The 25,265-nt window shown below is 37.9% G+C and carries 22 protein-coding genes and 4 pseudogenes; all 26 read right to left on the bottom strand.

Going from position 1 to position 25,265, the window contains the following annotated elements:
• Positions 1-333 precede the first annotated feature (333 nt).
• The 26 genes and pseudogenes from B9N86_RS15590 to B9N86_RS15465 all read right to left on the bottom strand — a co-directional run bounded on the left by B9N86_RS15590 (position 334) and on the right by B9N86_RS15465 (position 25,210).
• The gene (locus B9N86_RS15590) at positions 334-678 is read right to left on the bottom strand and encodes a hypothetical protein (protein WP_208914098.1); all 345 of its coding nucleotides are present in this window, start codon (positions 676-678) and stop codon (positions 334-336) included.
• Positions 679-1,209: 531 nt separating this feature from the next.
• Entirely contained in the window at positions 1,210-1,740 is a 531-nt protein-coding gene (gene wecB / locus B9N86_RS15585; protein ID WP_208914097.1) for a non-hydrolyzing UDP-N-acetylglucosamine 2-epimerase, read from the bottom strand.
• 185 nt (positions 1,741-1,925) lie between these two features.
• A pseudogene (locus B9N86_RS15580) lies at positions 1,926-2,942 on the bottom strand (S66 family peptidase).
• 211 nt (positions 2,943-3,153) lie between these two features.
• Positions 3,154-3,273 (bottom strand): annotated as a pseudogene (locus B9N86_RS30375) (IS256 family transposase); the annotation flags it as partial.
• Between the two features lie 327 nt (positions 3,274-3,600).
• On the bottom strand, positions 3,601-3,864 hold the full coding sequence (locus B9N86_RS15570) for a hypothetical protein (RefSeq protein ID WP_208914095.1): 264 nt from the start codon (positions 3,862-3,864) through the stop codon (positions 3,601-3,603).
• Positions 3,865-4,588: 724 nt separating this feature from the next.
• Positions 4,589-4,768 carry a hypothetical protein gene (locus tag B9N86_RS15560; protein ID WP_425298547.1) on the bottom strand — a complete coding sequence of 60 codons (180 nt, stop codon included), beginning with the start codon at positions 4,766-4,768 and terminating at the stop codon, positions 4,589-4,591.
• Positions 4,769-5,530: 762 nt separating this feature from the next.
• Complete coding sequence (locus B9N86_RS15555) at positions 5,531-5,731, bottom strand: hypothetical protein (protein ID WP_208914094.1); 201 nt, start codon at positions 5,729-5,731, stop codon at positions 5,531-5,533.
• Between the two features lie 23 nt (positions 5,732-5,754).
• On the bottom strand, positions 5,755-6,009 hold the full coding sequence (locus B9N86_RS15550) for a hypothetical protein (protein ID WP_208914093.1): 255 nt from the start codon (positions 6,007-6,009) through the stop codon (positions 5,755-5,757).
• Positions 6,010-6,225: 216 nt separating this feature from the next.
• Positions 6,226-8,259: a DUF5054 domain-containing protein gene (locus B9N86_RS15545; RefSeq protein ID WP_208914092.1), complete on the bottom strand. Its 2,034-nt coding sequence runs from the start codon at positions 8,257-8,259 to the stop codon at positions 6,226-6,228.
• Positions 8,260-8,662: 403 nt separating this feature from the next.
• Positions 8,663-8,953 (bottom strand): hypothetical protein, encoded by a 291-nt coding sequence (locus B9N86_RS15540; RefSeq protein WP_208914091.1) that lies wholly within the window; start codon positions 8,951-8,953, stop codon positions 8,663-8,665.
• 191 nt (positions 8,954-9,144) lie between these two features.
• Positions 9,145-10,023 carry an EamA family transporter RarD gene (gene rarD, locus B9N86_RS15535; RefSeq protein WP_208914090.1) on the bottom strand — a complete coding sequence of 293 codons (879 nt, stop codon included), beginning with the start codon at positions 10,021-10,023 and terminating at the stop codon, positions 9,145-9,147.
• 779 nt (positions 10,024-10,802) lie between these two features.
• Positions 10,803-11,045, bottom strand: a pseudogene (locus B9N86_RS30370) (MarR family transcriptional regulator); the annotation flags it as partial.
• Between the two features lie 228 nt (positions 11,046-11,273).
• The gene (locus B9N86_RS15530; protein WP_208914089.1) at positions 11,274-12,299 is read right to left on the bottom strand and encodes a polysaccharide pyruvyl transferase family protein; all 1,026 of its coding nucleotides are present in this window, start codon (positions 12,297-12,299) and stop codon (positions 11,274-11,276) included.
• A gap of 86 nt (positions 12,300-12,385) precedes the next feature.
• On the bottom strand, positions 12,386-13,441 hold the full coding sequence (locus tag B9N86_RS15525) for a serine hydrolase domain-containing protein (RefSeq protein ID WP_208914088.1): 1,056 nt from the start codon (positions 13,439-13,441) through the stop codon (positions 12,386-12,388).
• 785 nt (positions 13,442-14,226) lie between these two features.
• Complete coding sequence (locus B9N86_RS15520) at positions 14,227-14,436, bottom strand: DUF6366 family protein (RefSeq protein ID WP_208914087.1); 210 nt, start codon at positions 14,434-14,436, stop codon at positions 14,227-14,229.
• A gap of 391 nt (positions 14,437-14,827) precedes the next feature.
• Positions 14,828-15,304 carry a DUF4367 domain-containing protein gene (locus B9N86_RS15515; protein WP_208914086.1) on the bottom strand — a complete coding sequence of 159 codons (477 nt, stop codon included), beginning with the start codon at positions 15,302-15,304 and terminating at the stop codon, positions 14,828-14,830.
• A gap of 221 nt (positions 15,305-15,525) precedes the next feature.
• Positions 15,526-16,452 (bottom strand): serine hydrolase domain-containing protein, encoded by a 927-nt coding sequence (locus B9N86_RS15510; RefSeq protein WP_208914085.1) that lies wholly within the window; start codon positions 16,450-16,452, stop codon positions 15,526-15,528.
• A 217-nt stretch (positions 16,453-16,669) separates the two neighbouring features.
• Positions 16,670-17,097: pseudogene (locus B9N86_RS15500) on the bottom strand (recombinase family protein); the annotation flags it as partial.
• 572 nt (positions 17,098-17,669) lie between these two features.
• Complete coding sequence (locus tag B9N86_RS30665) at positions 17,670-17,798, bottom strand: hypothetical protein (RefSeq protein WP_280174936.1); 129 nt, start codon at positions 17,796-17,798, stop codon at positions 17,670-17,672.
• Positions 17,799-17,908: 110 nt separating this feature from the next.
• Positions 17,909-18,685: a phosphotransferase enzyme family protein gene (locus tag B9N86_RS15495; protein WP_244562713.1), complete on the bottom strand. Its 777-nt coding sequence runs from the start codon at positions 18,683-18,685 to the stop codon at positions 17,909-17,911.
• A 47-nt stretch (positions 18,686-18,732) separates the two neighbouring features.
• Complete coding sequence (locus B9N86_RS15490; protein WP_208914082.1) at positions 18,733-19,257, bottom strand: SDR family NAD(P)-dependent oxidoreductase; 525 nt, start codon at positions 19,255-19,257, stop codon at positions 18,733-18,735.
• Between the two features lie 268 nt (positions 19,258-19,525).
• Positions 19,526-19,819, bottom strand: coding sequence for a P-loop NTPase family protein (locus tag B9N86_RS15485; RefSeq protein WP_208914081.1), 294 nt, complete (start codon positions 19,817-19,819; stop codon positions 19,526-19,528).
• A gap of 208 nt (positions 19,820-20,027) precedes the next feature.
• Positions 20,028-20,516: a YfbM family protein gene (locus B9N86_RS15480; RefSeq protein WP_208914080.1), complete on the bottom strand. Its 489-nt coding sequence runs from the start codon at positions 20,514-20,516 to the stop codon at positions 20,028-20,030.
• A gap of 96 nt (positions 20,517-20,612) precedes the next feature.
• Positions 20,613-20,948 carry a hypothetical protein gene (locus B9N86_RS15475; RefSeq protein WP_208914079.1) on the bottom strand — a complete coding sequence of 112 codons (336 nt, stop codon included), beginning with the start codon at positions 20,946-20,948 and terminating at the stop codon, positions 20,613-20,615.
• A 1,231-nt stretch (positions 20,949-22,179) separates the two neighbouring features.
• Complete coding sequence (locus tag B9N86_RS15470; RefSeq protein ID WP_208914078.1) at positions 22,180-23,451, bottom strand: sensor histidine kinase; 1,272 nt, start codon at positions 23,449-23,451, stop codon at positions 22,180-22,182.
• Between the two features lie 19 nt (positions 23,452-23,470).
• Complete coding sequence (locus B9N86_RS15465; RefSeq protein ID WP_208914077.1) at positions 23,471-25,210, bottom strand: DUF885 domain-containing protein; 1,740 nt, start codon at positions 25,208-25,210, stop codon at positions 23,471-23,473.
• Positions 25,211-25,265 lie beyond the last annotated feature (55 nt).

The raw sequence follows: 25,265 nt of genomic DNA, 5'->3' as shown, positions 1-25,265 counted from the left end.
TAAAATGAAAATCTGTTTACATAGTTATTGACGTAGTCACGAAGTATTCTGTTTTCCTGTGTTGGGTTATCAAATACTTTCATCGCAACCATCGATGGAATATACGATTTCATTTTTCGAATTTCATTCTTCATGAAAGTGATGGTTGGTTTTGAGTTAAACAAATTTAAACCTACTGTTATTGGATCAAATATAAAGCGTTCTGAGTTACTCCTGCCTGCTCCCTTCAACCAATACTCCATAGAAGGATCTTTGATATCAATAGTTTGCTTCCATGTTCTTGTCCCTCGACATGTTATTCTATAATGTGTCACATTATATGCCCTCTTCTTATCACTTAATTTCCGAAACCTTTATAACTTTATAATTTGATGTGTCCTTACTTAAATTAATTCTAAGTTTTTTGGTTCTATGGTCTTTTAAGAGATCCCCTTCAACTGTAAGATTTGTGCCATTTATTTCGCAAACTTTTATTGGGGAGAATGCCCAATCTACTCCATATTTTTCTGATATGGAGTCATTGATTTCTTCATATAGTATTTGTAACGTGTAGGTGCGTAAGTCCTTTACTGAATTTTCATTCTGATCTTCTGGAGTAGCTAAACAAATACCGCTCACATTCATAGAAACTAATAATGCCGATAGAAATAAGAGTGTTTTTGTTGTTTTTATATTCACTTTATCACCTCTTTAAAGATTTACCTTTATAATTAACAAAAATAAGAAAATTATTCGCTGAGGCTTTCACATATAATGTGACACGTTTATTATTTTCGCTTCGATCTGTTCTTGATATACATCTTCACCAATAGACCCAATTGCAATATTTTCGTTACTTTATCACAGAATAATTTTAGAATAATTAGTATCATTCAAAAGCATCCTGCCCTGCCCGTTAACTTAACAACAATCGCATCTTTAAACTTGCCTGCTGCTGATGACATTATATCGGTAATGTAACAATGTTCTTGTCATCAATCGGGAATGTTATCAAGTTCTTGTCATTGTGTTTTGACAAGAACTTGATAACATAAATATAAAAAGCCGCATAATCAGCGGCTTCTAATGTTACTATGTTTTTGTCACCCGACATTAGTTTACAACTCTCTCTAGTCCGACAAAATCAAATTCGCGTGGGCCTATCGCAACGCGACATCGACGATCGCATACAGTAGCCCGTCTTGACTTAAGAACTGTGATGGATCCAGATCAATAAACACCGGACAGAAGTGCTCGGTCACTACAATACCCTTCCCGCAACAAATTATCTTTACCTATTAATGTAGGTACAAAAAATAAATCGGTAACGACATCAACGATCTGTCGATTTGCCTCTTCAGGCCATGGTGAATATTTATTATGAGATCGCAATCCAGCTTCAACATGTCCAACCGGTATCTTATTAAAAAAAGCTACCAACCCTCCACATAATGCTGTTTGAGTATCCCCATGTATTAATATTAAGTCTGGCCTATCCTCTGCTACAATCTGATCAAGACCGGATATTGCAGATGAAGTGAAAGATGCTAATGTTTGGTTATCTTTCATCAGAGCTAAATCCACATCCGGTTGGATGTCAAAATACGTTAGAGATTGATGTAGCTGCTCTCGATGCTGCCCTGTCACGACTACTTTTGTTTCAAACCATTCCGGATACCTTTTTAGCTCCTGAACTACAGGACACATTTTCGTTGCTTCTGGTCTTGTACCAAAAGTGACCATAATTTTCTTTTTGTTCAAGCTTGAGACCCCCAATTTAGTTATACTTGGTTATAAATAGCACATATTGGATATTTCATTAATGTAAACGTAATAAATAACTGAAAGTTGCACAATCCTGCCCGTTAGCTTAATGAAAAATGGATCAGCTACCACCCGGTACACTGCTCCATGATGTTTGATATATCCCTTTAGTTTAGCAACTTTTATGGCCTGAAGAACTGTATCATATTAGCCTTACCGTTATTAACTTCTACTATTGCCTCTGCACCATTAACGAACGTCATCTGCGGAGGAACATGTCCACAATCAATATCGTAAACTATTGGTACTTCGATCTCCTCCGCAAGCTCTCGGTACACATCCAAAGCTTCGTAGCCATCGATCCGCTTGTTCGCATCGCTCCGACCGAATAGAATGCCACTGCAATGCTCAAACCAACCTGCCAGTTTCATTTGAATAAGCGAACGTCGAAGGTCGGTTACACTCAGCTCGCAATTTTCAAGAAACCATATAATCGGCTCGCTGTGGATGATATCACGCTGGAATTTCCGTACATCGCCATATTGTGTCCCAATCAGATGCCGAATGACGTCGATACATCCACCGAGCAGCCGCCCTTGCATTCGAACATTCGTTTTTAATGTTGACAGCCATTTTGTCGGTTCCGTTAGATGAAACACATATGGCTTAGGGTGATCGTGATCCCAACTCTTTTGATACAACTTAGATGACAGCTGTTGAACGGATCCACCTGTTCGTGTAGTCAGCACGGCTTCCTACATGGCAGTCGTCTCATCAGAATACTCCCCTCTTACATCCACCAAGTTAACGCCGTGCGCTGTGGCGATGCCGGAATTTAATGTAACAGCCAGCAACAAAACACTTATATCTGAGTAGCCCATAATCCATTTTGGCTGTATTCGGGCATACTCGATTCTATCTATTATCTCTATCAAAAGCTCTCCACCCCATGGAGGGAAGATCAGTCCGACTTTTTCATCCTCCAGTAGGGCGTTTAGCTCTTCCACTCTTTTAGCAGCAGGTGCAGATTTTGCCTTCTTTTGAGTCCATACCGTCTCGCAGCAATGCACTTTGTATCCTTTGGCTTCTAAGCGGCTGATCGCTTGCTTGACTGTATGATGTAAGGACTCCTCTACACCTGATGAAGGTGCTGTGACACCAATAGTGGTACATTCTTGCAAATAAGGATAACGGATCATTTGCATACCCTCCACAATCTTAAAAATATGGTTTTTTAGCGGCTTGTCTATGCGACATGCTATATGCACATCCTGGCCCTTATTTGAATGTCGCCTTCCTTCTGTAAATCAACTCAGTTTATTTCTTTGTAGCTATTACACTATCCTGCCCGTTAGCTTAATGACCTCGATCGTCTAAAACAATATTTTCTTCTGACATTACACATTCTCTTAATGATTTAACCACCTTAGGATAAGTAGATTTCCTCTTATCACAGAAGGTTTCTAGAGCTTCTTTACCAGCTTGCTCATCCATTGCTCGGTATACTGATTTAAAGTCCTCACAAATCTCATATTATGGCCTTTTTGAGAATGACCATATAACTCCAAATATCAATATATACGCGAAGATGCTGATTACAATTACAGCCGATGTCCATCTAATATAAGTGTTAAGTTTATCATTTTTAACAAAAAATGTTGAAATATATGTAGCTATAAATCCTATAATAAAGCTAATTAGAAGTGATCGATTATTACTTTTTAAAAAGTCAAAAGAATAATTAACTAAAATAATCAAGGATATTAAAAACAAAATTCTAGAGAATAATTTCATAACTCCTCCTTAGATTAGAGCTTTGCACTATTGGATTTTGATCAGCAGCCTGTTGTCATGGTGCTATTGTGTTCCGTTAGCGGAATTTCCCGGAGGCTTGCCACCGTCGTCGGCCTTCGGCTGTTGCTGCCGGAGCTTGACCATCTGCTCATACCGCACGTGAATCTTCGGCATTGCCTCCTCGCGTAACTTTTCGAGCCTCTCAGCTGACAGACGATCGAGTCCCTCTTTCTGTTCCGAGCAGATCTTGTACACTTTCGACGTTATGATCTCGCCTGTTTCATATACCGTTTTCGCTTTCTCCAGAGCCTGTTTCTCTTTGTCCATGTTCGACACGTTCTCCTGCCTCCCTTTGCTAAGGGTAACTTTGTTTCCCTTTTTTCTATTTATTACGTCTGTCTAGCCTCCACACAATTCTAAACTATTTCAACTACCCTTACAGATCGACTGCTAAGTTTCGATGGCCTCCTGCTTTGCGTTATCCTGCCCGTTAGCATAGTAAAAAGCGTAGGATACCGAAGCACTCACTCATCTACTAAATGATTAATTATTATTCTGTCTTGCTTTAACCACTCTCGGTATTTGTTTCTCGTAAATGGATAATACATGTGAAATCAATTTTTCACTCGGGATCTCGTTATCTTTCAAAATCGCATATATAAGGTTCAGTCTTCGCTTCATTTTCTGTTAAACTTTTGATTGATCCCATGCTGTTATCATTCGAGAAATTTTCTTCCTTTGTATCCATAGCTATTCCTCCATATCGATGTATTATTTATTCTTCCTACACGAAATTAGATATGCGTTCTTGCCAAGCTAAGTCCTTTGGGTATAACGCTTTTAGTGGTTGAATAGTTGCATTAACCTGCCCGTTAGTTTAATGAAAGGGCGTCTAATCATCTTTATTAGACGCCCTCGATGAAACATATCGGGAATGTAACCATGTTCTTGTCATCTGTCGGGAATGTTATCAAGTTCTTGTCATTTTGTTTTGACAAGAACTTGATAACATAAATATAAAAAGCCGCTTAATCAGCGGCTTCTATTGTTACTATGTTTTTGTCACCCGACAAAAAACATCATCACTGTTAACTTGCTCATCTTTATAACCAGACGGTTGAGCGCTAATCATAACAAGCGATTTTCTGTCTGTTATATCCTCATGCAACAATTTGACCAGCTTCTCTGGAAAAATATCATTAAACCAACTGAAATAGTAGTGAGTCTTCAAACTTAATTACCTCCATATGTACTATTTACATTCATCCATTCTTAACGATAAAACATATTTTTCATAACTCCAACTCTATATTACCATAACTTGGAATTGAAGTATGAGAATTATGTTTCTTACGTTAACCTGCCCGTTAGCTTAATGGGCTGGCGAGATCGATTAACATTAGAAATCACTAATCAGGTATGAATACATGTTCTTGTCCTTTTCGGCTAACGATGTAAGTTCTTGTCCTCAGCTCGGGACAAGAACTTACATCGTTAAAATAAAAAAGACGCGATTTTCGCGACTTCATATGCATGCATGTTCTTGTCCTACGACACAAACTGCTCCATGATTTGTTGAACTATCGTTCCCCGTTAGCTTAATGCAACGTCGGTTGTACTTAGATTCCGAAATGAATAATAGATTGATTATTGTTTGAAGCTTTGACAGCTAAGCTAATCAAATTTTCTAATTCACTTTGCATTTTTTCTCGCTGCATACTACTTCTCGTCTGCTCCCAGTAGCCTTCTTCATTCTCTTCTTCTTTCCAAACGGTATCTCCTCTTAAACTAAATGTGTCAGGTGCTTCTTCGATTAATTCAAGCCACTCCCTTGAATGTGTATATGTTTATTACATAATATTTTGTACATATGTCCAGGTTATTGCTTTCCATGTCATAGTCAATTCCTCCTTTCTGGTTAACAAAAAAGCAGTCAATCATATAGAAACTAACTGCTTGTGATAGTGAATATTAAATTGTAGACAAACTGGAATTACTTTTCTTTTTTCTGTCGTTCATAATCTATTACAGAACCAATCACAATGCCTAATAACATTCCAAAACCTGCCCCCAGTGCAATACTGAAACTTATGTTAAGGTCTAAGAAACTACTTACTATCATGCCTATACAAGCCCCAATAATAAATCCAACAACAAGAAATACTGATAAAGATTTATGCTTATCGTTTTTCATCGTTTCCTCCTCAAATTCAAATTTTACACAAAGAAGCCACCACTGATAGAGGCAACTCCCTTTTTTAGATGGATTGAACCATCTAAGGAACACTGTAAGAGATCTTCAAATTTTTGATAAAAGATGTAGCATGTAGTTATTAATTCTGCTCCTTTGGTCGCTACTTCAATATTATCCGATTTAATCATCATCTGAAACAATTCTTTTATTTCAAGTGGATTTGACTTGACAGTATATGGGGTTACTCCGTTCAAAAATAAGATTTTCCCTTTGCTCATCTCTTATCCCCCTATTCGTTCAATATAAATACAATTTAACAGTTTCAATGTATAAACAGGATTGAGAAAACAATTACAATTGAACTATGCTGCCCGTTAGCTTAAAGAAAAAGCAACCGATCGTATTGATCGGCTGCCTTCTTATCTTAATCAACTATCGTGTCCCGTTAATCGTTTATTCTGTGAACAGAGTGAATTATGTTCGCAGGAAATTTTTTATCCCAACACTAATTCAAAACGAGCGAAAATATCTTCTTCATACCACATCGTGAAATTAGTTCCCCATGTTGTATTCAATAGTGTAAACGTAAATTTATTGTTGTCTTGATGGTATTTGTTGTTATAACTTAGATTATTATTTGTTCCGATTCCCAAAAGAGGGGCATCAATAGGTTTTATATTGATTTTTTTATCGCTACCATCGTAAATTAACTCTTCAATCATATGTTGCAACTTATTTCCGTGACCTACCACTTCAAAAGGTGAAATAACGGTATCTATTTTACGAATCTTAGTTAAGTACGGCGAATTCAAACGTGGTGTAATGTCAAAAGAATAAATTTCTGGATAACGAATTGCATCTTTATCCTTTAATAAAAGTGCAATTTCAACTTTATCTTCAAATTGATATTTAACCTTTACAACTCTTGGAGCACCATACTCCTCCACAGCTCTTTGGCTATACTTTAAAGTTGCAATAATCGAATCATTTTCCTTAACTAATTTCACAACATGTGGTGTGAAATTTTCATTCAATTGAATGCGTTTTTGAATTTCCATTCCTGGCTTTAAGAAGTCAATTGCCCACCAATTATGTTGTAATTCACGCAAATAGTTGTAACGTAGGTTATCATAGTCATTTTGCCCAGCAATTGTATAGCTCAGAACCCCGAGTTTATTGTCCTGATCAAAGTAAAGTGTTCCATCCTTTTCTAAGTGGTTAATTGAACCATCGCTAGCAAACATAACTTGATATCCGTTTACCGAAATCAATTCTTCCAAACCACATTCAATACCTTGGTTTTCAAAGATATGATATGGAACTTCGATAAGTTTTTTAATGTTATTTTGATCTTTAGGCTCCAAACAAGCTATTGCACGATCAACGTTCTTGCGTTGTTCTTTCCATGAAGACTCATAAAATTTGTACGAACGATCAGTCCACTCATTATAAGTGAATTGCATTTCGCTAACAGTTGCATCTTTAACAATTCCATAAGCGTAGGTTAAATCAAGATCGGTAATTTGGTCTAAACTACGCGCTCGTTGGAAGTCTTTCTTTTCATAATTCATATAGTCACTGAAATAGCGTTTGATATCCATTCCCCAAGTATGCTCTGGAACTAACATCGAATAGAAATTAGCATCATCATTTTCTATTTTGTTATCAGACATGTAATTAGTTAAAATCCGATAATCACGAATGATTTTCGGATCAGACATCATTCCGTGAATCCATGTGTCCCCAATCTCCTCTGAAATAACTGGCAGTTGGTCACGTACTTCCCAAATTTCATTTGCAAACTGATCCATTGAAGTCATTTCAAGCTCATAGTCTGGATACTCATTCGCCATTTTTGACAAAAAGACGTTAATTTTCTCTTTTGTTCCTGGACCACTATTATCATGAGTATGCATAAAAGCCAGCTTGTTATCCATGCAATCAATTCCGATTACGCCACCATAGTCGTCTGAATAAGAGACAATTATCTCACTTTCGCCATTCTTCCATAGAAATGTATCTGGAACTTCTGGAATTGAGCTCGAACCATTTACACCAATGTGTAGGAATTTAATTCCTTGACGATATAACTCATCAACAATCCCGATAGTATGTCCTGGGACGTCAGTCATCTTTGCGCTTGTTGTTTTATATCCATAACGAGCATCTAACTTCTTTGAGATTGAAGTCATGTAATGTAAAGTTTGAGGTGTCATAGTTTCAGATTCAAACGTACACGGGATTGCGTGCCAGCGAATGTAACCTTTCTTTATGGCGTCGTCTAGCTTTTTACAAGCTTCTTCATCCATGTTTTTGAAGTAATATTCAATAATAAAGCTACCTGTTGTCCAAACAAAGTCTTTGCCCTCTTTTCTTAAGTCTTCAGCTAAAGTGATTGCGTTTTGAATGTAATCATGGCAATACTTGTGCAAGACATTTTCTGCTAAATCGGTAAATCCAATGTCAAAATGAGTTTTGTTTACCACATAGATTTTTTTCATTTCTATAATCACGCCTTTCTTAGTCATAATACGTCGTGAAATAATTGCTTTCAGGCTTTTACTCCACTTTTGTTTTTACAAGGTTCGGCCATTCCAATTAGGACTCTGAATCATGATCTCTCATAAAACACCTCTTAATAATTAATTATTGGTATTTCACTTAACATCTCCACAGGTATTCGAAGTAATAATAGGTCATTCCATACGTCTAGTATTTATCTTATACGGACACATCTTTATAAAATCCTGACATTTTAATGTGTCTACCACCTGTTTCATACGATAAAATCTGATAAAATCAAATCAATCGCGAAAAAGTCATTAATACTCTAATTGAATTGTTTAATTAAACTGCCCGTTAGCATAAAGAAAAAGCAACCGATCGTATTGATCGGCTGCCATCTTATAGATATATAACTATCGTTCCCCGTTAGCTTAGCGAGTTTCTTAAAAGCATTCTTACAAAAAGGGCACATTCATTCATTATATATTCAAGGTCTGATACTTCCGTACACTTCTTAACAAGCAATGGTTCCGTCCAATCCATATCCTTAATCACCATGATGGCATAGTTTGTCCTATACCAACCCAAGTCGATTACCAAGTCTATTGGCAAGTTCTCATAACGAACTTGAAATATGTCTTCATCCTTTAAACAAGAAGCATCATTTGTTACATCACAAAAAATCACACCTGGTGAAAAGTCTATATTTCCGAACAAATAATTACCTCCTATAAGTATGTCACTGTAAGTGTCTAGCCAATATTAAAGTCGAATGTTTGTATATTAATTCCATATGACCATTTCACTACCCTGCCATTAGCTTAATCCCAAACAGAAAACAGCCATCTCCTCCCCTGCGGACGAAAATAGCTGTTATGATGGTACCGGATGGGTGGACGTGTATTCCGTCAGCGTGCCTTCGCAAGTTTCGTGCCGCGAACTGATGCCGTAGCGTATACGACAAGCGCTGTCCAGATGAGCGCGAAGCCGATGAGAAGAACCGGCGAGACCGATTCCTTGAACGCGAATACGCTCAGTAACAACATGATCGTCGGCCCGATATATTGTACGAAACCTAGCGTGGACAGTTCCATCCGGGCGGCCGCTCGCGCAAAGAAAAGCAGCGGTAGCGCTGTTAGCACGCCGGAAAGAAGCAGTTCGACGAACGTGGATACAGGTAGCGTCCATGCGGTCGTCTTTCCCACGGTGGCCAAATAGATCCAGTAGCCGAGCGCAACGGGCAGGACTACAGCCGTCTCCGATAGCAAGCCTACAGAAGCGTCTTGTCCGATCTTCTTCTTCGCGAGGCCGTACAAGCCAAACGTCACGGCCAGTGAGATTGAGATCCATGGGAACCGTCCGTAGTCGATGGCGATGATGAGCACCGCTGCACCAGCGATGGCAATCGCGAGCCATTGGCCACGGTTTGGCTTCTCATGAAGGAAGACAACCGCAAGCAGAACGTTAAGCAATGGGTTCAAATAATAACCTAGACTTGTCTCGACGACATGGCCGTTGTTGACCGCCCAGATGAAGATGAGCCAATTAGCAGCGATCAGCAGTCCGCTAGCGGTGAGCGACAGCAGGAGCGAGCGGCTAGCCGCAATCCGCTTCATGTCACCCCAGCGACGCTGGACGGTGACGAGAATACCCATGAAGACAAACGACCAGACAACCCGATGTGACAGAATCTCTCCTGCCGGCACATCGTTAAACAACTTCCAATAAAGTGGGAGAACCCCCCACATGATATACGCGATAATAGCATTAACCAACCCGTTGTTCATAATCAATTTCCCTCTTCTCACTCCGATGTCTTAACGAATTATACGCCTCGATCATCTTTTAAGTAAAGGGATTAATATTTTGCTCAAATAATATGTTAAGGTATTGTATCACTTACTATAGGAAGGATAGTATCTCGTGAATTTTGCTTCTGTACGCATAATTAACTTACAATGCCCGTTAGCGCAACAAGGCTCCCGAACTATGCCAGCAGCCTCATTATAGATATTTTTTAAGCTATCGTGTTCCGTTAGTTCATCGATTGAAGTTATCGTTCTAACTGATCTAAACCTAATTGACCAATTAGGTCGTCTCCATTTTGGACCTTAAATACAGAGTGTTCAGTATACATAGTTCCAACCAGTGCTTATGGCAAGATGAATTAACTTCGCACAAACCATCGGTTGATAAAGATTCGTTACCCAGTTGATTTTCCAAGAAAATATTATTAAGAAATACGATGTTTTCGTTTCGGACGGGTATATTTTAAAACTAATGAAGTCCTTTTCAGGTCTTTGGTCGATTACGCAAAGAAACTCATAATTGTTGATCACAATCTTCTTAACTTCCTTCGCAAAAAGCTTCATAAGGTTAGGTCCCCTCAATAAACAATAATTGAGTATTTATTCTACAGATAGACCAATTCCCCTATCACATTGCATAGCTTTTACCAAGCTAAACTGCCCGTTAGTTTAAGTGTGGATTTTCACAAATATATAAAGCTTTAAATACTCCATTTGTTGAAAGGTAATAAACGTACGGTAGTTAATTTTTATAATCACTACAGTTTATCAATTACTTTTGTTAGCTTTTGAAGTGCGGATAAAAAGTTTGTTAATTCTTCGGGTTATAAACTCGCATAATATTTTTCGGAAATCCGATACATAAATATTTTCATTTCTTCTTTGTAAAGCAATCCTTTTTCGCCTAATTCAACTGAAAATGTATGCTTATCTTCTAAATGTTGCTTTCTGTAAATATAACCCTCAATTTCAAGTTTTACTAACTGTTGGCTGATAGCACTTCACAGTTGGGCCTACCCAAACTAGCATGATGCGCCCGCAGATAACACTGTACTGTTTCTGTACCGTGCCGGGGTCCTGTATTCGTCACATCAATGCTGACCTTTTTGAATATCAAGGTCAAAATTCGTCAAATATTCCTTTCATAACTTAACCCTTCCTTCATGTTTGACAACACTCATCCGCATTTGTAAATGCCCTCGCCTAGCGCACACAAGCTTTAGTTTATTTTAAGATTCCAAAGCATCTTTAAGAAATTGAAGTGAATTATGACGAAATGCACTTGTTTTTGATTCGTCTATATGATGAAAAGTAACATCATCAATATTTGAAATATTTGATGAATCATAAGCATAGCAAGAAGATAAGTCAAACGCATCCAGCAGAGCTATCAGTCTTGTATCCATTGATTTGGGGTCTTGTGGATTATTAGATACCGGGAAAACCAAAAATGGAACCTTATATAAAATGGCAAAAACAGCCCCATGAAAAGCACTAGTAATAAAATACTTAGCGTGTTTTATGTACCCTACAAATTCCTTCGGACCAAACGTAGCTGATCCAGCAGTTGCAAGAGATATAATCTCGTATCCGTACTTTTTTGAAAGTGCTTCAGCATAATCCTGAACCCCTGTATCTCGTAAATCATAGGTGAGTATATAGGGTTTTTCTGGCGGAGTAGCAGATATATCATCCCATTCGGATTGATCTAAAAGCATTACAGGATCCAATACATGAGTAACGTCTCTATTTGTCATCGTTTTCACAAAAGGGATTGCACTATTTTCACGAACAGAAACAAAGTCTAAGGAATTAACGTGTGGAGCAAGGATATTTTTTCGATCGGGCCCTATTTCTGCTCCTCCCATGCTTGCTGCGTATGCAATTTTCGTTTTTGATGCTGGAACAAAAGAAAGTGCCATACAGGGTAAATTGTCATCGGAAAGAACATGCGAAAGACCCCAAATTTGGTCGCTACCGCAAACAAAAATATCGTAATCATCAACACATTCTGCAATATCAGATACTGTATATAAACGTTCGCTGTGGGGAATGCTTTCGGAAAAAGTCCTAAAATGTTCAGCACTTTTAGCGCTTTCACATGCTTGTAAGTAGAATTCGTTTTGCCACTTGAATGTAATTTGCTCACAATCAAATCCTAACTTAGCTATAGCTTTTTGCAGTGCATAAGCTCCAAGTTGGCCACCGTAATTATAGTTTTTATAATAAAAAGTAACAATTCCAACTCTTTTCATAATAATCTCCAATCCGACTAAGTCGGCACAAACAGGAATGAAAGTGCCGAAAAGTCTACATAAGTTTCCCGTTACTTTAATGACATTTATCTCTGTATGATTGCTTCCATTACTTTTTTACCTATAGGGTCTACAAAAACTCCTTGAGAAGGCTCTTTTTTAGTAATCAATTTTATTAATTGATCAAAATAATGATCAACAATGGAAATCGATGCATAACAATAATTTGACAGTAATACAATCCCTATTCCAAGTTCCTTATTCAACGCTAAATAACTATTAAAACCATATGTGGCCCCGTTATGCCAGAGGATACATTTATCTAGAAGTTTATCATTATGCCAGCCAAAATATCGGTTCGAATCTCCGTTCAATATAGGGAGATGACTTTTTTGTAGTGTAGAGGCTATCGGATTATCATCATATAGATTGGCTTGGATAAATAAACTCAAATCTCTAACAGATGACTTAATCGCCCCTGCTCCTTCATGTACAGAAAGATCCCAATGAGGGACTCTTTTCCCAGTTGAAGTGTGTCCATTCAATAATCTGCTTTTCTGTTCTGAATCAAGGATAACGGCTGTCTCACCCATCTTTAATTGGCTCGTTATATATTTTTTTAACAGATCGTCATACGTACTTCCTGACACTTTACATAGAATGTTTCCCAGTAAGCCCATACCGGTATTGGAATATTCAAACGAACCAATGCTATCAGTGTAGTCAGCATTAGATAAAAAAGCAGATAAATCATCCTCGGTATAATTTGAATAAGGATTCAATCTGTTTTTAGACAAAATGTGATTTGTTGCCAATATCGGTAATCCTGAGGTATGAGTAACAAGATTTTTCAAGGTAATCTTATTCAAATATTCGTTTTCAACATGATGCACGTACCTACCAACAAAGTCATTCGAGGAAACCAGTTTTTCACGTTCCATTTCTAATAAAAGTATTGATGTAAAAAGTTTGGTTATGGAGCCGATTTCAAACAACATATTTTCAGGAGGGATCATACTTTTCTTTTTAGTATTACAAAATGAATAGTATTCAATATCTCCCTCCCTAATAACCCCGATAACAAGATGTAAATGTTTCCTATCTTTCGTGTAATCTGAAACAAAATTTTGTAAATCCTCCATAGTAAAAGTTACTCCTTTTAATTTTATGATTCATTCATTACTCGAAAGTTGGAATCACGTTAATCCACCTATTTTTGGAAATCCGAATTATGTATTCGTTACCACTCTCAATTTTCCTGCCCCGTTGGTTTAATGGATTAATTTAATCAGTTCCTCGACACCATGCCGCCCTCAACGCGATCCAGATAATTCTCCCCAAGGCGCAACCTTACGCCTAAATCGTCCCACTCCTCCCGGGGCAGAGCTAAATTGCGGTCACGCACGTTGACGCGCGCGCCGGCCGAGCAGAGCATGCGGATCAGCAGCGGTGTGTTGCTGACGCCAGCGCCGATGACGGTCACTTCCCGGCCGGACAGTGACTAAATATAGGTGTCAAAAGCAGGATTCATAAGTACCTCCGCTTTGAAAATGTCATTAAATCATATACACCACATATTGGAAATATCCTGCTCGTTAGCTAAATGAATTTGCATGGAAACATAGTTAGATACTTATCTAATCGGTGATCGGACTATGTTCGTGTTCTTTACGGCAATCGGTACAAGTTCTTGTCTTTGGCTCAGGAGAAGAACTTGTACCGATAAAACATAAAGCCGCTAAAATAGCGACTCTCAATGGGACTATGTTCTTGTCCCCCGACAAAAGAATTGTTCCAAAATTAAAGGGTTCATTATCTGCTAATAGAAAACCAAAAAAGCTGGCGAAAAAGCCAGCTTCTAGTCTCCCCAGTATACAGTTACTGCGGGCTAAAACTTATTGGTTTACTCACTAAAAATTTCTCTTACTTAAAAATATTGGGCAACTAAAAGACCAACAATAATAACAATGATTAATACTAAAGTGCCTTTCCAACCTAAACTACCTACTAAATCGACTAAACTACCATACTGAGCCCTATCAATTCCGTCTTTCATATGACCAAATGGATTATTTTTCAATTCTTCTTGTCTTAGTCTTTCTCTTGTTCTTTCAGGAGTTTCATAATCTTTGCTCATTATTTACCCCCTAGGTAAAAAATTTTAATTAGATATCCAATACCACTATATTGATGAAGTAATATAATTATAACACTATTATGTTATTTAATGGGATTTAATTGTGAAATTGCATGGAAAAATAGTTAGATACTTATCTAATCGGTAATCGGCTCATGTTCTTGTCCTTGACTCGGGACAAGAACTTGTACCGATAAAACAAAAAAGCCGCTAAATTAGCGACTTTCTATGGGACCATGTTCTTGTCCCCCGACATGTGTCACATTATATCCCCTGCTATTTTTTAAATGAAAATAAAATATGATGTGACACAATGGAATGGCTTCGAAGTTAAAAGTGTATACAGAAGATGAAAAAACTGCATCCTCTTCAAGGGGTGCAGTTTTTTCTTTTATTCTTTTACTTGTTGAGTTAACGTTTCGGCTATTTTGATCATCTCATCAACATTTAATGTGGCACTGTTCATTTCAAAATAAATATCTCCCTTAACCCATCTAAGCATCCACCCACGTTGATTACTTTGCCATTCGTCATAAAAATAGGTGGTATTATGAACGATCGTATGTTTTGTATTGGTTAATGGAGTGATAGGTCTGCGGCTATACTCACTTATCGATACGATAAATTTTTCATCATTCTGATCTAGGTATACTAAAACAAAACAGTTCTCAAACGTTTTGGTAACAAGGCTCCAACCTTTTGGGACTTTAGGGATAATTGGTTCCTTTATCTTCAAGGGAGAGTAACCATACCCATCTGTAATAGATGATCCACTTGTCGTATTCTTTAGTTTATTCGGTTCAGCGTAACTTACAGAGCACATTAAAAGCACCATTAGCATACATGTCATTATTGTCTTAGTCTTCATGTTGCCTCCATCTTAAGCTGCATTTTACGATATAGTGTGCTTAAAAAAACACATCTTATTCTCGTACAATATCTTATGAAGGTTCTTTTCGTTATTCCGTTAAAGCGCCCTTTAATGGCATAACAATATGTTTCTATTAGCTTGTTTACTTGAACAAGCTAATAGAAACATATAATAAGAAGAATGCGTATTAACATAACAACACATAATCCTCGATAAGATTATAGTTTATCGATTAATGTCTCCCATGTAAGTTCAAGAACACCTGTCATATTTTGTGGTTCATTTGAAATATATGTTATAACTGCATTTTTATCTGGCAACATTACAACATATTGACCATATAAACCATCCATACGATATGAATTAGAGCAAGAGTTCATCCATATTTGATAGCCGTATCCTTGATGATGGTCTGCCGTAGCAAAATAAGGATTAAAATCGTTGGTCTTTATTTGGACAGATGTTGCTTGTTCAATGTAACTTGAAGGAATCAGTTGCTTACCTTTCCAGACACCTTTATCGAGAATTAATTGCCCGAATCTGGATAATTGTTCTGCTGTTAAATATAAACCTGAGAATCCCTGTGGAATTCCTTTTGAACATGTCTCCCATTTAGGTTTTGGTATGTCTAAATGTTTAAATATTCTTCTATCTAAGTATTCATCCAAGTTACTTCCTGTAGTAATACTTATGATTTTTGAAAGCATATAGGTTGCGGCATTGTTATATGTAAAATGAGTACCTGGTTTAAATACAATCGGTTCATCAAAGAATAATTGTGAAATATCCCATTCCTGACCACTACTCCAATCAGCCTTCATAACTGGGCATTCTGCATGTCCAGTTCCCATGCAAAGCAAATCATGAATAGTCATCTCTTTTAGGTATTCATGATTTGGGTCATATTGAATATCTGAGAAAAAATCTATAACATGGTCATTAATTTTAAAGTAGCTCTCCCTAATGGCAATACCGACTGCCATTGATGTAAATGTTTTGCTTACTGAATATAAAAGAGCAGGCCTTTCTTCTTCAAAATCATGTTTTGCAATTATATTTCCATTTTGCCTAACAATTACATTCAGAACATGAAGATTCTTACTATTTACAGATGAAATCAAATCATTCAATAATTCATTATTCATTGTAACTCTCTCCATTAAATATATATTTCTTAACAATCCTTAATTCGTATAATCCTACTAATGAGTAGTTTTAAATGTATTGACATAGATAAATTATAACATTAGTGATAACTTGTTTAAATGTAATGCTTCACAAACTTCATACCAATGTTATCAAAAATATTTTTGCTTGAGATTCTTATTCCATTAAATGGCCCTTTAATGGAATAAGGAACGATTATTGTTTCCCTTCCGACAGCTTTCTATATAATGAAGCCCTAGACACATTTGTAATTTCACAAATTTGATTTACAGTCATACCTCCTTCTTTATATAGTTTTACTGCATAATTCATTCCTGCGTGATTTTTATGATATTTCTTTAACCGCCTTTAAACTTGCCTTCTTTCTTAGCCAGATCAATCCCTTCACGTTGACGCATACGGATAAGATCTCGCTCTAATTGGTTAACACCAGCCATTACTATAATTAAGAATTGGCTGTATGGATTATCCTCTGATAAATCTAGCCATGAATCCTTGATTGATTTTAAGCTTGCCTTTTTACTTCGTATTATATCAATCAATTCAAATAAATCCTGCGTACTTCGAGTGATCCGAGTTAAGTCTGTAACATAAACAATGTCACCTTCCTGTAAATCCCCTAACCTGCTTGTACCTACACAACATGCGACTAACATCACAACATTTGTAATCGGATTTGGATTATCGTTAAAAAATTTTATGGTAAGTTCATCTACTTCCTGTAAAGGGATCTGAAAAAAAGTTCGGCTGATGATCCCCTCCTAAACTCTTTCTAACAGATAGCAAACAGAGAAGCATCATTGAATTAAAATGCAGCAAAATTAATCATGTTCTTGTACCCTCAATATTTTATTCGGCCATTCTCATGCATGATCGTACAAATGCCTACAAGATGTACATCTGTTTAGATCATCATCAAATCGGTAATCGGAACAAAGTTCGTGTCCTTTACGGCAATGGGTACAAGTTCTTGTCCTCGGCTTGGGACAAGAACTTGTACCCTTAAAGCAAAAAAGCCGCTTTAATAGCGACTTTCAATGGGAGAATGTTCTTGTCCCTCGACATTAGTGTTGTCACACACTAAAAAACACCATTTTTTATCGGAAAAAATATAAGTTAAAAAACACACAGCCGGCCCCTATGAGCCGGCTGTGTTGAGTCAGCCCCTACGTTAGTAAAATGCGATGCTCCCAGGTTAATGAATACTATTATAAATGCTTTTAAATTCTTGAACAAAATCAATCGGCAGCATAGGGTCATCAGAAGCGGCTACTCGTTGAAGCTCTTTTAACCTGTTCATCGATTCTTCATCCAATTTTGACACATCGTTTGCTTGATGAAAATAAATATACAGCAATGCATGACGAAGTTTAATAAAATCTTGTAAATATACTATTTCTTCTTCTTGGATTGTATTTTCCTTTAGATATCCTTTTATAAAATGGCGGAAAACAATCTATAATATTCCGTTTTATTTTCAAATTCCTTAAACGGATAAAAAAGTGCATAGTACAATGTAATCCCAATATCGTTTACAAAATACGTATAACCGCAATCATCGAAATCGAACAAATAAATGTCTCCGTTATGCAGATAAAAATTACTTTGATGAAAATCAGTATGAGTCAAACCGTATATATCTTTGGACTTGGGCAGAGAAGTAAGTTTTGTTAATCTTTCTTTTAGAATTGAAATCATTACATCATTAGGTCTCAGGTATTTCTCCGCCTTTAATTGAACTTCTTGCTCCCAAGATTGTCGTTTAAACGCCGGATTACTCCATTCATAACCCTTTGTGGCATGATGGATTTTCCCAAGAAATTCGCCCCATTTTTCGTAAAGCGATTCATTCCAATCTTCATCCGACACTTCTTTTCCAAGAGACTTTTCATATGAAATGGCTAGGAACGATCCATTTTCTGCAGCAATTTCTTCAACCATATTACCCCTGGTCGATGGAACAGCATTTGAAACTGCCAGACCTTTATTCGACAAAAAATTTAGAAATTCAATTTCACCCCGTATATAATTTCTTGATTTTCTAATTGTATGTGTGATTTTTAATATGAAAAATGCATTGTTTTTCTGATATTCATAAACAAAGCTTTCATAACCGCCCAATGAACGAACAGTATCATTATTAATGTTATATCGCTTTATTGCTTCGGTAAGGATCTCTTCAGTGAATTGCTCTTCAATTTCTCGTATCATTTTCTATACCTTCTTTCATTCATAAGTTAAGTAGTTGCATAATTTTTTCAATCGAATATTTCGGCGACCACCTGACGGAAGGCCTCCTGCTGACCGCTTTCCAGGTAATTGTCCAGCAGCGCCCTCTCTCTAGTCCAGCAATTGAAGCAGTATTTAATAATGACTCCACGTCCTTGCAGAGTCATTGCTTGTATTTCATGTTTCATACATAACCAAGTTCCCTTCAAATTTACACTTATAACATTATCAAAATCCTCTTCATTGCACTTAGCCGTTAATCCACCAATGCATATGCCTGCGTTATTAACACCAATATCAATTCTTTGAAAAGTACGGAGACAAGTACTTACTGCTTCTTCTACTTCTGACCCTATACTTACATCAGCCTTTCTAAAGGCACCTTTTCCACCTAAGGACTCGCACTCTTCTATAGTCCTTTTACCTTCTGTTTCATATAGATCAACAACAAAAATACTGGCGCATTGCCGAGCAAAAGACAATGCTGTCGATCTACCTATTCCCGATCCGGTACCTGTAATAAATACTACTTTCCCTCTCAAATCTTCATACATAACGATCCTCGCTGGTTTCTTCTTTATATATGACCACTTCTTTAAATCCTTTTTTTGATGAGGTTTATTTGCCCTCTATTGTGATTTCCTTTATTTGTAACTATCCTGCCCGTTAGTTTAATTTCAAAACAATTTCAATAATATCCAAATTATCAGTTACGATAATAATCTTTTCTCCATAACCACAGCTTTCAACAAAATGAGGGAGCTTTTCAAGATTATATTTTTTGTTCCACTCTAATAGGTTCTTGATACCTTCGAGAGTCTCTCATTTTTTACTTACGACGGTTCCTGAAACACGTTCTTCATATCGTTTCCATATTCTTTCTTCTTGGACAGGCAAGGGAGGCATAAGAACAATAATCTTATCCGCAGTTGATAAGCTCGGTTCTACCCATGATCTATAGACACCTTCTATGATCCATGAGTCATGACTAACAATTTCTCTAAGTTTTTTATCCCGCTGTACCTCTGAAGCTTTTACCCCATAAACATCTGCTTCATCGTCCCAAAAAATATCATCTAAATCGTAATGTGGAGTATTGAATTTTTCACCTAACAAAGCTGATATGTACGACTTACCACTTCCTGAACCGCCAATAATATGGATTTTAATGATAGCCTCCTCCTGTTAACCGAACAAATCACCATAATTATAGACCATGGCTCGTTGGGACTATCCTGCCCGTTACCTGAACAGACTGCCGATAATCTCGGCAGCCTATTGTCATTTTGCTATCGTGTGTCGTTAGCTTAATGCCGGTCCTTTTCTAAACAATATAGAAGATGAGACCTTTGCTCTCGGCTACCGTTTGGCTGTGGAAACGTCGGATTTCGTTAAAATACTGAAGCATGTAGGAAAAGAATGCGTCCGTATCCTCGTCTGAAACAGTATCCGGCTCAAGAGGATATACCTCTTCCCTGACCAATGCCGAGAAATCATACCGCAAACGTAGCTGCGCTTCATCTAGCTCAGACATAGCCTGAAGTGCTCCTGTAACTTGCTCGGCGCGTAAAGTGAACGCCCCAAATGAGCCAAAATCGATGCCTTTGTCTGACTTTAGTGGAACCACATTGCCAAGAGGGAGCTCTCCATCGGAAATATCTCCACAAAGCAAATAGTGAATCGCCTCCCAGGTTCGATCAATGTTCAGTCCCGGATAATCGCCTATTTTCAAATTCTTCAGTGCAATGTCGCCTGCTTCAATCTGCTGCACCAGATTATCATCCATGGCTACATAATATCCACGCATTCCCATGTTATCTGACTTCTTTCTATTTTTTATAGTAACCATACTGCCCTATCTGATTTATTCTTCTGATAGCCAGTGAATTATTTCGTGGAATATCAAAATCTACCCGACATATTGAAGAATTAACTGATACAATGCTATAAGAAATCCTAAAATACTCGCTTTCATTTTAGAAGGATGATTTCTTTCGCTGTGAAACAAATAAGGGAAAACCACCATAAATCCTATGGGAATCCATAGCTGAAAGACACCTTCTTTTGTTCCGTAGGAAAAAATGGGAGTAATCGTTGTACTGATCAAAAAGTAAATGAAAACCGTAAAACGTCTCGTTTCTAATTGCTTGCTCCACCTTATTAAAAAGAAAATAATAATTATTGTGATAATCGTAATGTGTAAAGGGGGTAGATGAAAAGAAACGTCCCCAAGTTTGAATTCCATTCTGCATTGCCCTCCTCTTTTTTAGTGCATCACCACTTATGTTCGCATGAAGACATAGCCTTCTCCGTAAATAGCATTTTCCTTATTTCTAATTAACCAACCAAGTAAACCGGATAGCTTAATCCAATTATATGCTTACTTTGAATAACGGAATAAACTAAGGACTAGTTACACACTAATTCATACTAACCTGCCCGTTAGCTTAATAAATTAGAGCCGTGTAAATAATTAAAAACGTATCTAATCGGTAATCGGAATATGTTCTTGTCCTTTACTGCAATCGGTACAAGTTCTTGTCTTTGGCTCAGGAGAAGAACTTGTACCGTTAAAACAAAAAAAGCCGCTAATAGCGACTTTCAAAGGGACCATGTTTTTGTCCCCCGACAGATATGATGTGACACATTACAAAAAAAGGAGCAGTTAGTGTCTCTCGACAACTGCTCCTTTTTATGAATTTTACAACTATTTTGAAGAATCCTCCCTTAAAAAAATTCCATAATCAAAAACCAATTTGCGCTATACTATCGAGATTTTTGGCACTAGGAGATAATTCCGGATCTTTTGAGCTTCTTAATTCTGTACCTAAATGAGTATCTGTACTGGTAGAGTTTGGTGATGACTGTTCTGGAATACTTAATTTGGGGCTCAAGGGCATATCATTACTACTAGGATCCACTAATAAATTTGCAGTTAGGGCTCCTGCTGTAAACAGTGTTATTATAGAGGTTATTACAACTATTTTTTTTCAACATGTTTTATTTCCACCTCTCTAACAATAATTATTTCCTATTTTCAATTCTCATATTCAATTGGAAAGCCTATGCTTTAAGAGATTTCACTATTCAACTTAGCTATTACTATTATAGTGTCTTTGATGATAAAAATGAACTAAAATTTTCCATATAAGATCGAAATCTAGATTATACTTGGAGAAGTAATTGCAGAAACCAAAACAAATCCAAATAAAAAAACAACATCGTTTTGGATGTTGTTTTTTTAAAATGCTTCAAGTATATTTTTCAAACTCATTCCTTAGCCAAATCTGATTTTGTTCTGCTATATACTGCTCTGCATTTATAAGTAGTATTATGAGTTCTCTCCACATATGATGTGTAACACTATATGAAATTACAGTAGAATCATAGATTCGTCAACTTAGTTGCCCTTTAGCTTAATGAAAACGGCAGCCGATTGTCTGGTCGGCTGCCGCGGTATCCATCAACTCTGCTATTTAACTAATCATTGGAAAACGAATCTTAACGGTCGTACCACACCCTACCCCGCTGCTAATGTGGACAGAACCTTGATGTTGATCGACGATCCAACGCGCGATCGATAGCCCTAGACCCGCTCCATGATCCCCTCTATTTCTAGAGGAATCTCCCTTGTAAAAGCGATTAAATACGAGTGGCAATTCGTGTTCCGAAATACCCACTCCGTTATCCTTGACGGTTACGAGAACTGATTTCCCCTGCCTAAGACACTCAAGATCGATTTGCCCATCCGCCTGCGTAAATTTAATAGCATTGTCCAACAAAATCATGAACAACTGTATGAGACGATCCTCATCTCCATTTATGAGCGATTCCGAGCCTTCGACATGAAGCTGTAACCGCAACTGCTTGTAATCCATTATCGGCTCCATATTTTTTGCAATCTCTTTAATAATCCCGTCAACTCGCACAGGTTTGCATGAGATGACTTCCTCATGAGAATCGCCTCTTGCCAGAAGAAGCAGCCCGTCTACCATGTTGCTCATTCTTTTGGTTTCTTTCAGAATGGCTGAAATTGGAGCGCTTTCTTCCTCGATCGTATGATCGGGATGGCGTAACAATATTTGTGTTTGCCCTCGGACGACCGAAAGCGGACTCCTCAACTCGTGAGAGGCATCTGCAACGAATTGCTGCTGTTTGTCCCAAGCCTTCTGAATCGGAATGAGCGCCCGTCTAGCCAATGCGTAACCTGCGATGATAGATATTATCGCGCCGATACCGATTCCGATACTAATACTCCATAATAACCGATTCAAATAATACGCCTCGGTAGAAATTTCCGTATATATCTGAACTGTTTTCAAAGGCGTGTTCGACAGCTTCTCGACTAATGGCAAATTGCCCTGATAGGGTCTGCTCACGAATCGATAAGTTTTCTTACCCACGCGTATCGACTCGGGTCCCATGTGGTTTTGTTTTTCCAGAAGCATTGAACTTAATTCGATAAATGGCACTTTATAATAAAAGCTTCGAAGCAATTTATCGTTGGAATCCCAATAGAATAACATCATAAAACGTTCCGGTTCCTTCGAATCAACGTTTATGACTTGCTCCCCGTTACTTAGAGAAATTTGTTGCATGTGGTCAATATTGAACACCAGCTGACGGTCAATGTCGGAATAGATCCGATAACGCGCCAGCCCGTATAACGCTCCCCCCAGTATGATGAGCAAGCAAAATACGACCGTGCTGTTCCATATCGTCATTCGTACTAGCGTGCGTTTAATCATACCGGGGTCTGCTCTCCTTTTATTTGGCGGAATTGATGTATTGATTCACTTGCTGCTCCAATATCGAAAATGGCATATTACCGTTTCGAAGAAGAACGGAATGAAATGCCTTGATATCAAAGCGATCCCCGAGTTCGCTTTTCGCCTTCTCTCGAAGGGATTGGAATTGCTCCGATCCGATCACATAGTATGCGTTAAGTCCTGGAAATGCAATGACATAATCGATGAAAGCATCGTTCTCCGTTCCGATGGCACTCACCAGATACTCATTAGCTTGTTCTCTTGTCCACTTCAGCTCATGGATTCCCGTATCTATCACGGTACCTATGGAATTTTGCAGCAAACGGATTAGTACCGTGTTCCGATCAAGCAAGCCCTTCTCCGCGCATAAGCTTTCCATATAGACCGCCCATCCCTCTACGTATCCAGACGTCATCATCATTTTGCGGACTAATGGAATGGTTGGTTGATCATATTGAATCGAAAATTGTAAGTGATGTCCTGGGATACCCTCATGCAACGCAAGCATTTTAACCATTTCTTCGGAGGTCGGGTTTTCGAGCGGAATGACAAATCTCCCGCTCCTATCACCATCTATAGATAAGGGGATATACATTCCCGATGTGAATAGAGCCGAATACGCCCGCACGTCTACTGGATGGTCCGGGATAAGCTCCTCTTCAAACCAATCGGACAAATAGGGCGTGGCATCCGACAGACTGCTATTTAACGCTTGCAGCAATTCATCTCCGGTTAGGAACCTGGCTGCAGATGTAGTCTGTGCTTGATCCGAAGCCCCGCTTCTTAGCTCCTTCATGATCTCTTCTACCTTGCGTTTAGAAATCTCGTGAATTTCCTGAGGACTGAGGTCCGTACCCGTATTAAGTTTGAGGCTTGCAGAATAATACTTGCTGCCGTCCGGCTGACTCCAGATTCCTTGGCTCACGGATGCTTGCTTCATAAGATCGTTCTTGATCACATCGGCAAGTTTACCGTAAGAAACCAGTACATGATCAGTAAGGGTTTGCGCTAGCTCTTTTTTTAGCTTCTCCTCTTCGGAGGGATCGAGTTTTAACTCGGTTAATTTCTCTGCATATAAACTGTACAGAATCGTTTCTTCCGGTTTCGTATTCCGCAAATTGCTATAACTCGATAGCATTTCCTTCAGAAATTCAGAAGCAGGGACAACACCTTTCTCCCGTCTATCTTGAATTCTATCTATGACATGCGCGACTTTATCTGAAAACCCGTTCAGCGCAACGATATAATTCTCTGCATCTGCTTGGTTGCGAATCGGATAGTTGTTCGCGAAATACGGCGGAAAAATGGATAGGGAAAGGTAATCATTTGTGTTCAGGTCCCAATATTTATATACTTGCTGCGCCGCGCTTAGGTTCCATTTGAGGATATCGTAGGTGAGTTTGTCTTCCGGGGAAAGCTTGGCAACATCAAAGTCATTCAATTTTTCAAGAAAACCATTTCTCTCTTCGTTTAATTGTTCGTAATCGGTATCCGACAGGTCCGTTAGCTTAGTGGGATCCCATCGAAGACCATTCAGTTCTTCCACACCATATTTAAGTTGCAACTCGGGGTCCTTATTCAGGGTGGCAACCGCCATCTTTTGAATCATAGTGCCGAAGTCCTCTGATTTATGTTGATCCTTCCATAACAAACTACCTACAGTCAGCAATACAAGTAATCCTGCTACCAATAAAATAGTTAATTTGGTGTTCTTAAACATCTGTCTTACAAGGTTCATGCATTAATCTCCCCTTTATAGAGTATAAGAAGAATATATATGATGAACCTTTGAT

Origin of the sequence: Paenibacillus uliginis N3/975, assembly GCF_900177425.1 — a bacterium.
Lineage (GTDB): Bacteria > Bacillota > Bacilli > Paenibacillales > Paenibacillaceae > Paenibacillus_AQ > Paenibacillus_AQ uliginis.
This window is presented reverse-complemented; position numbering and strand designations above follow the sequence as displayed.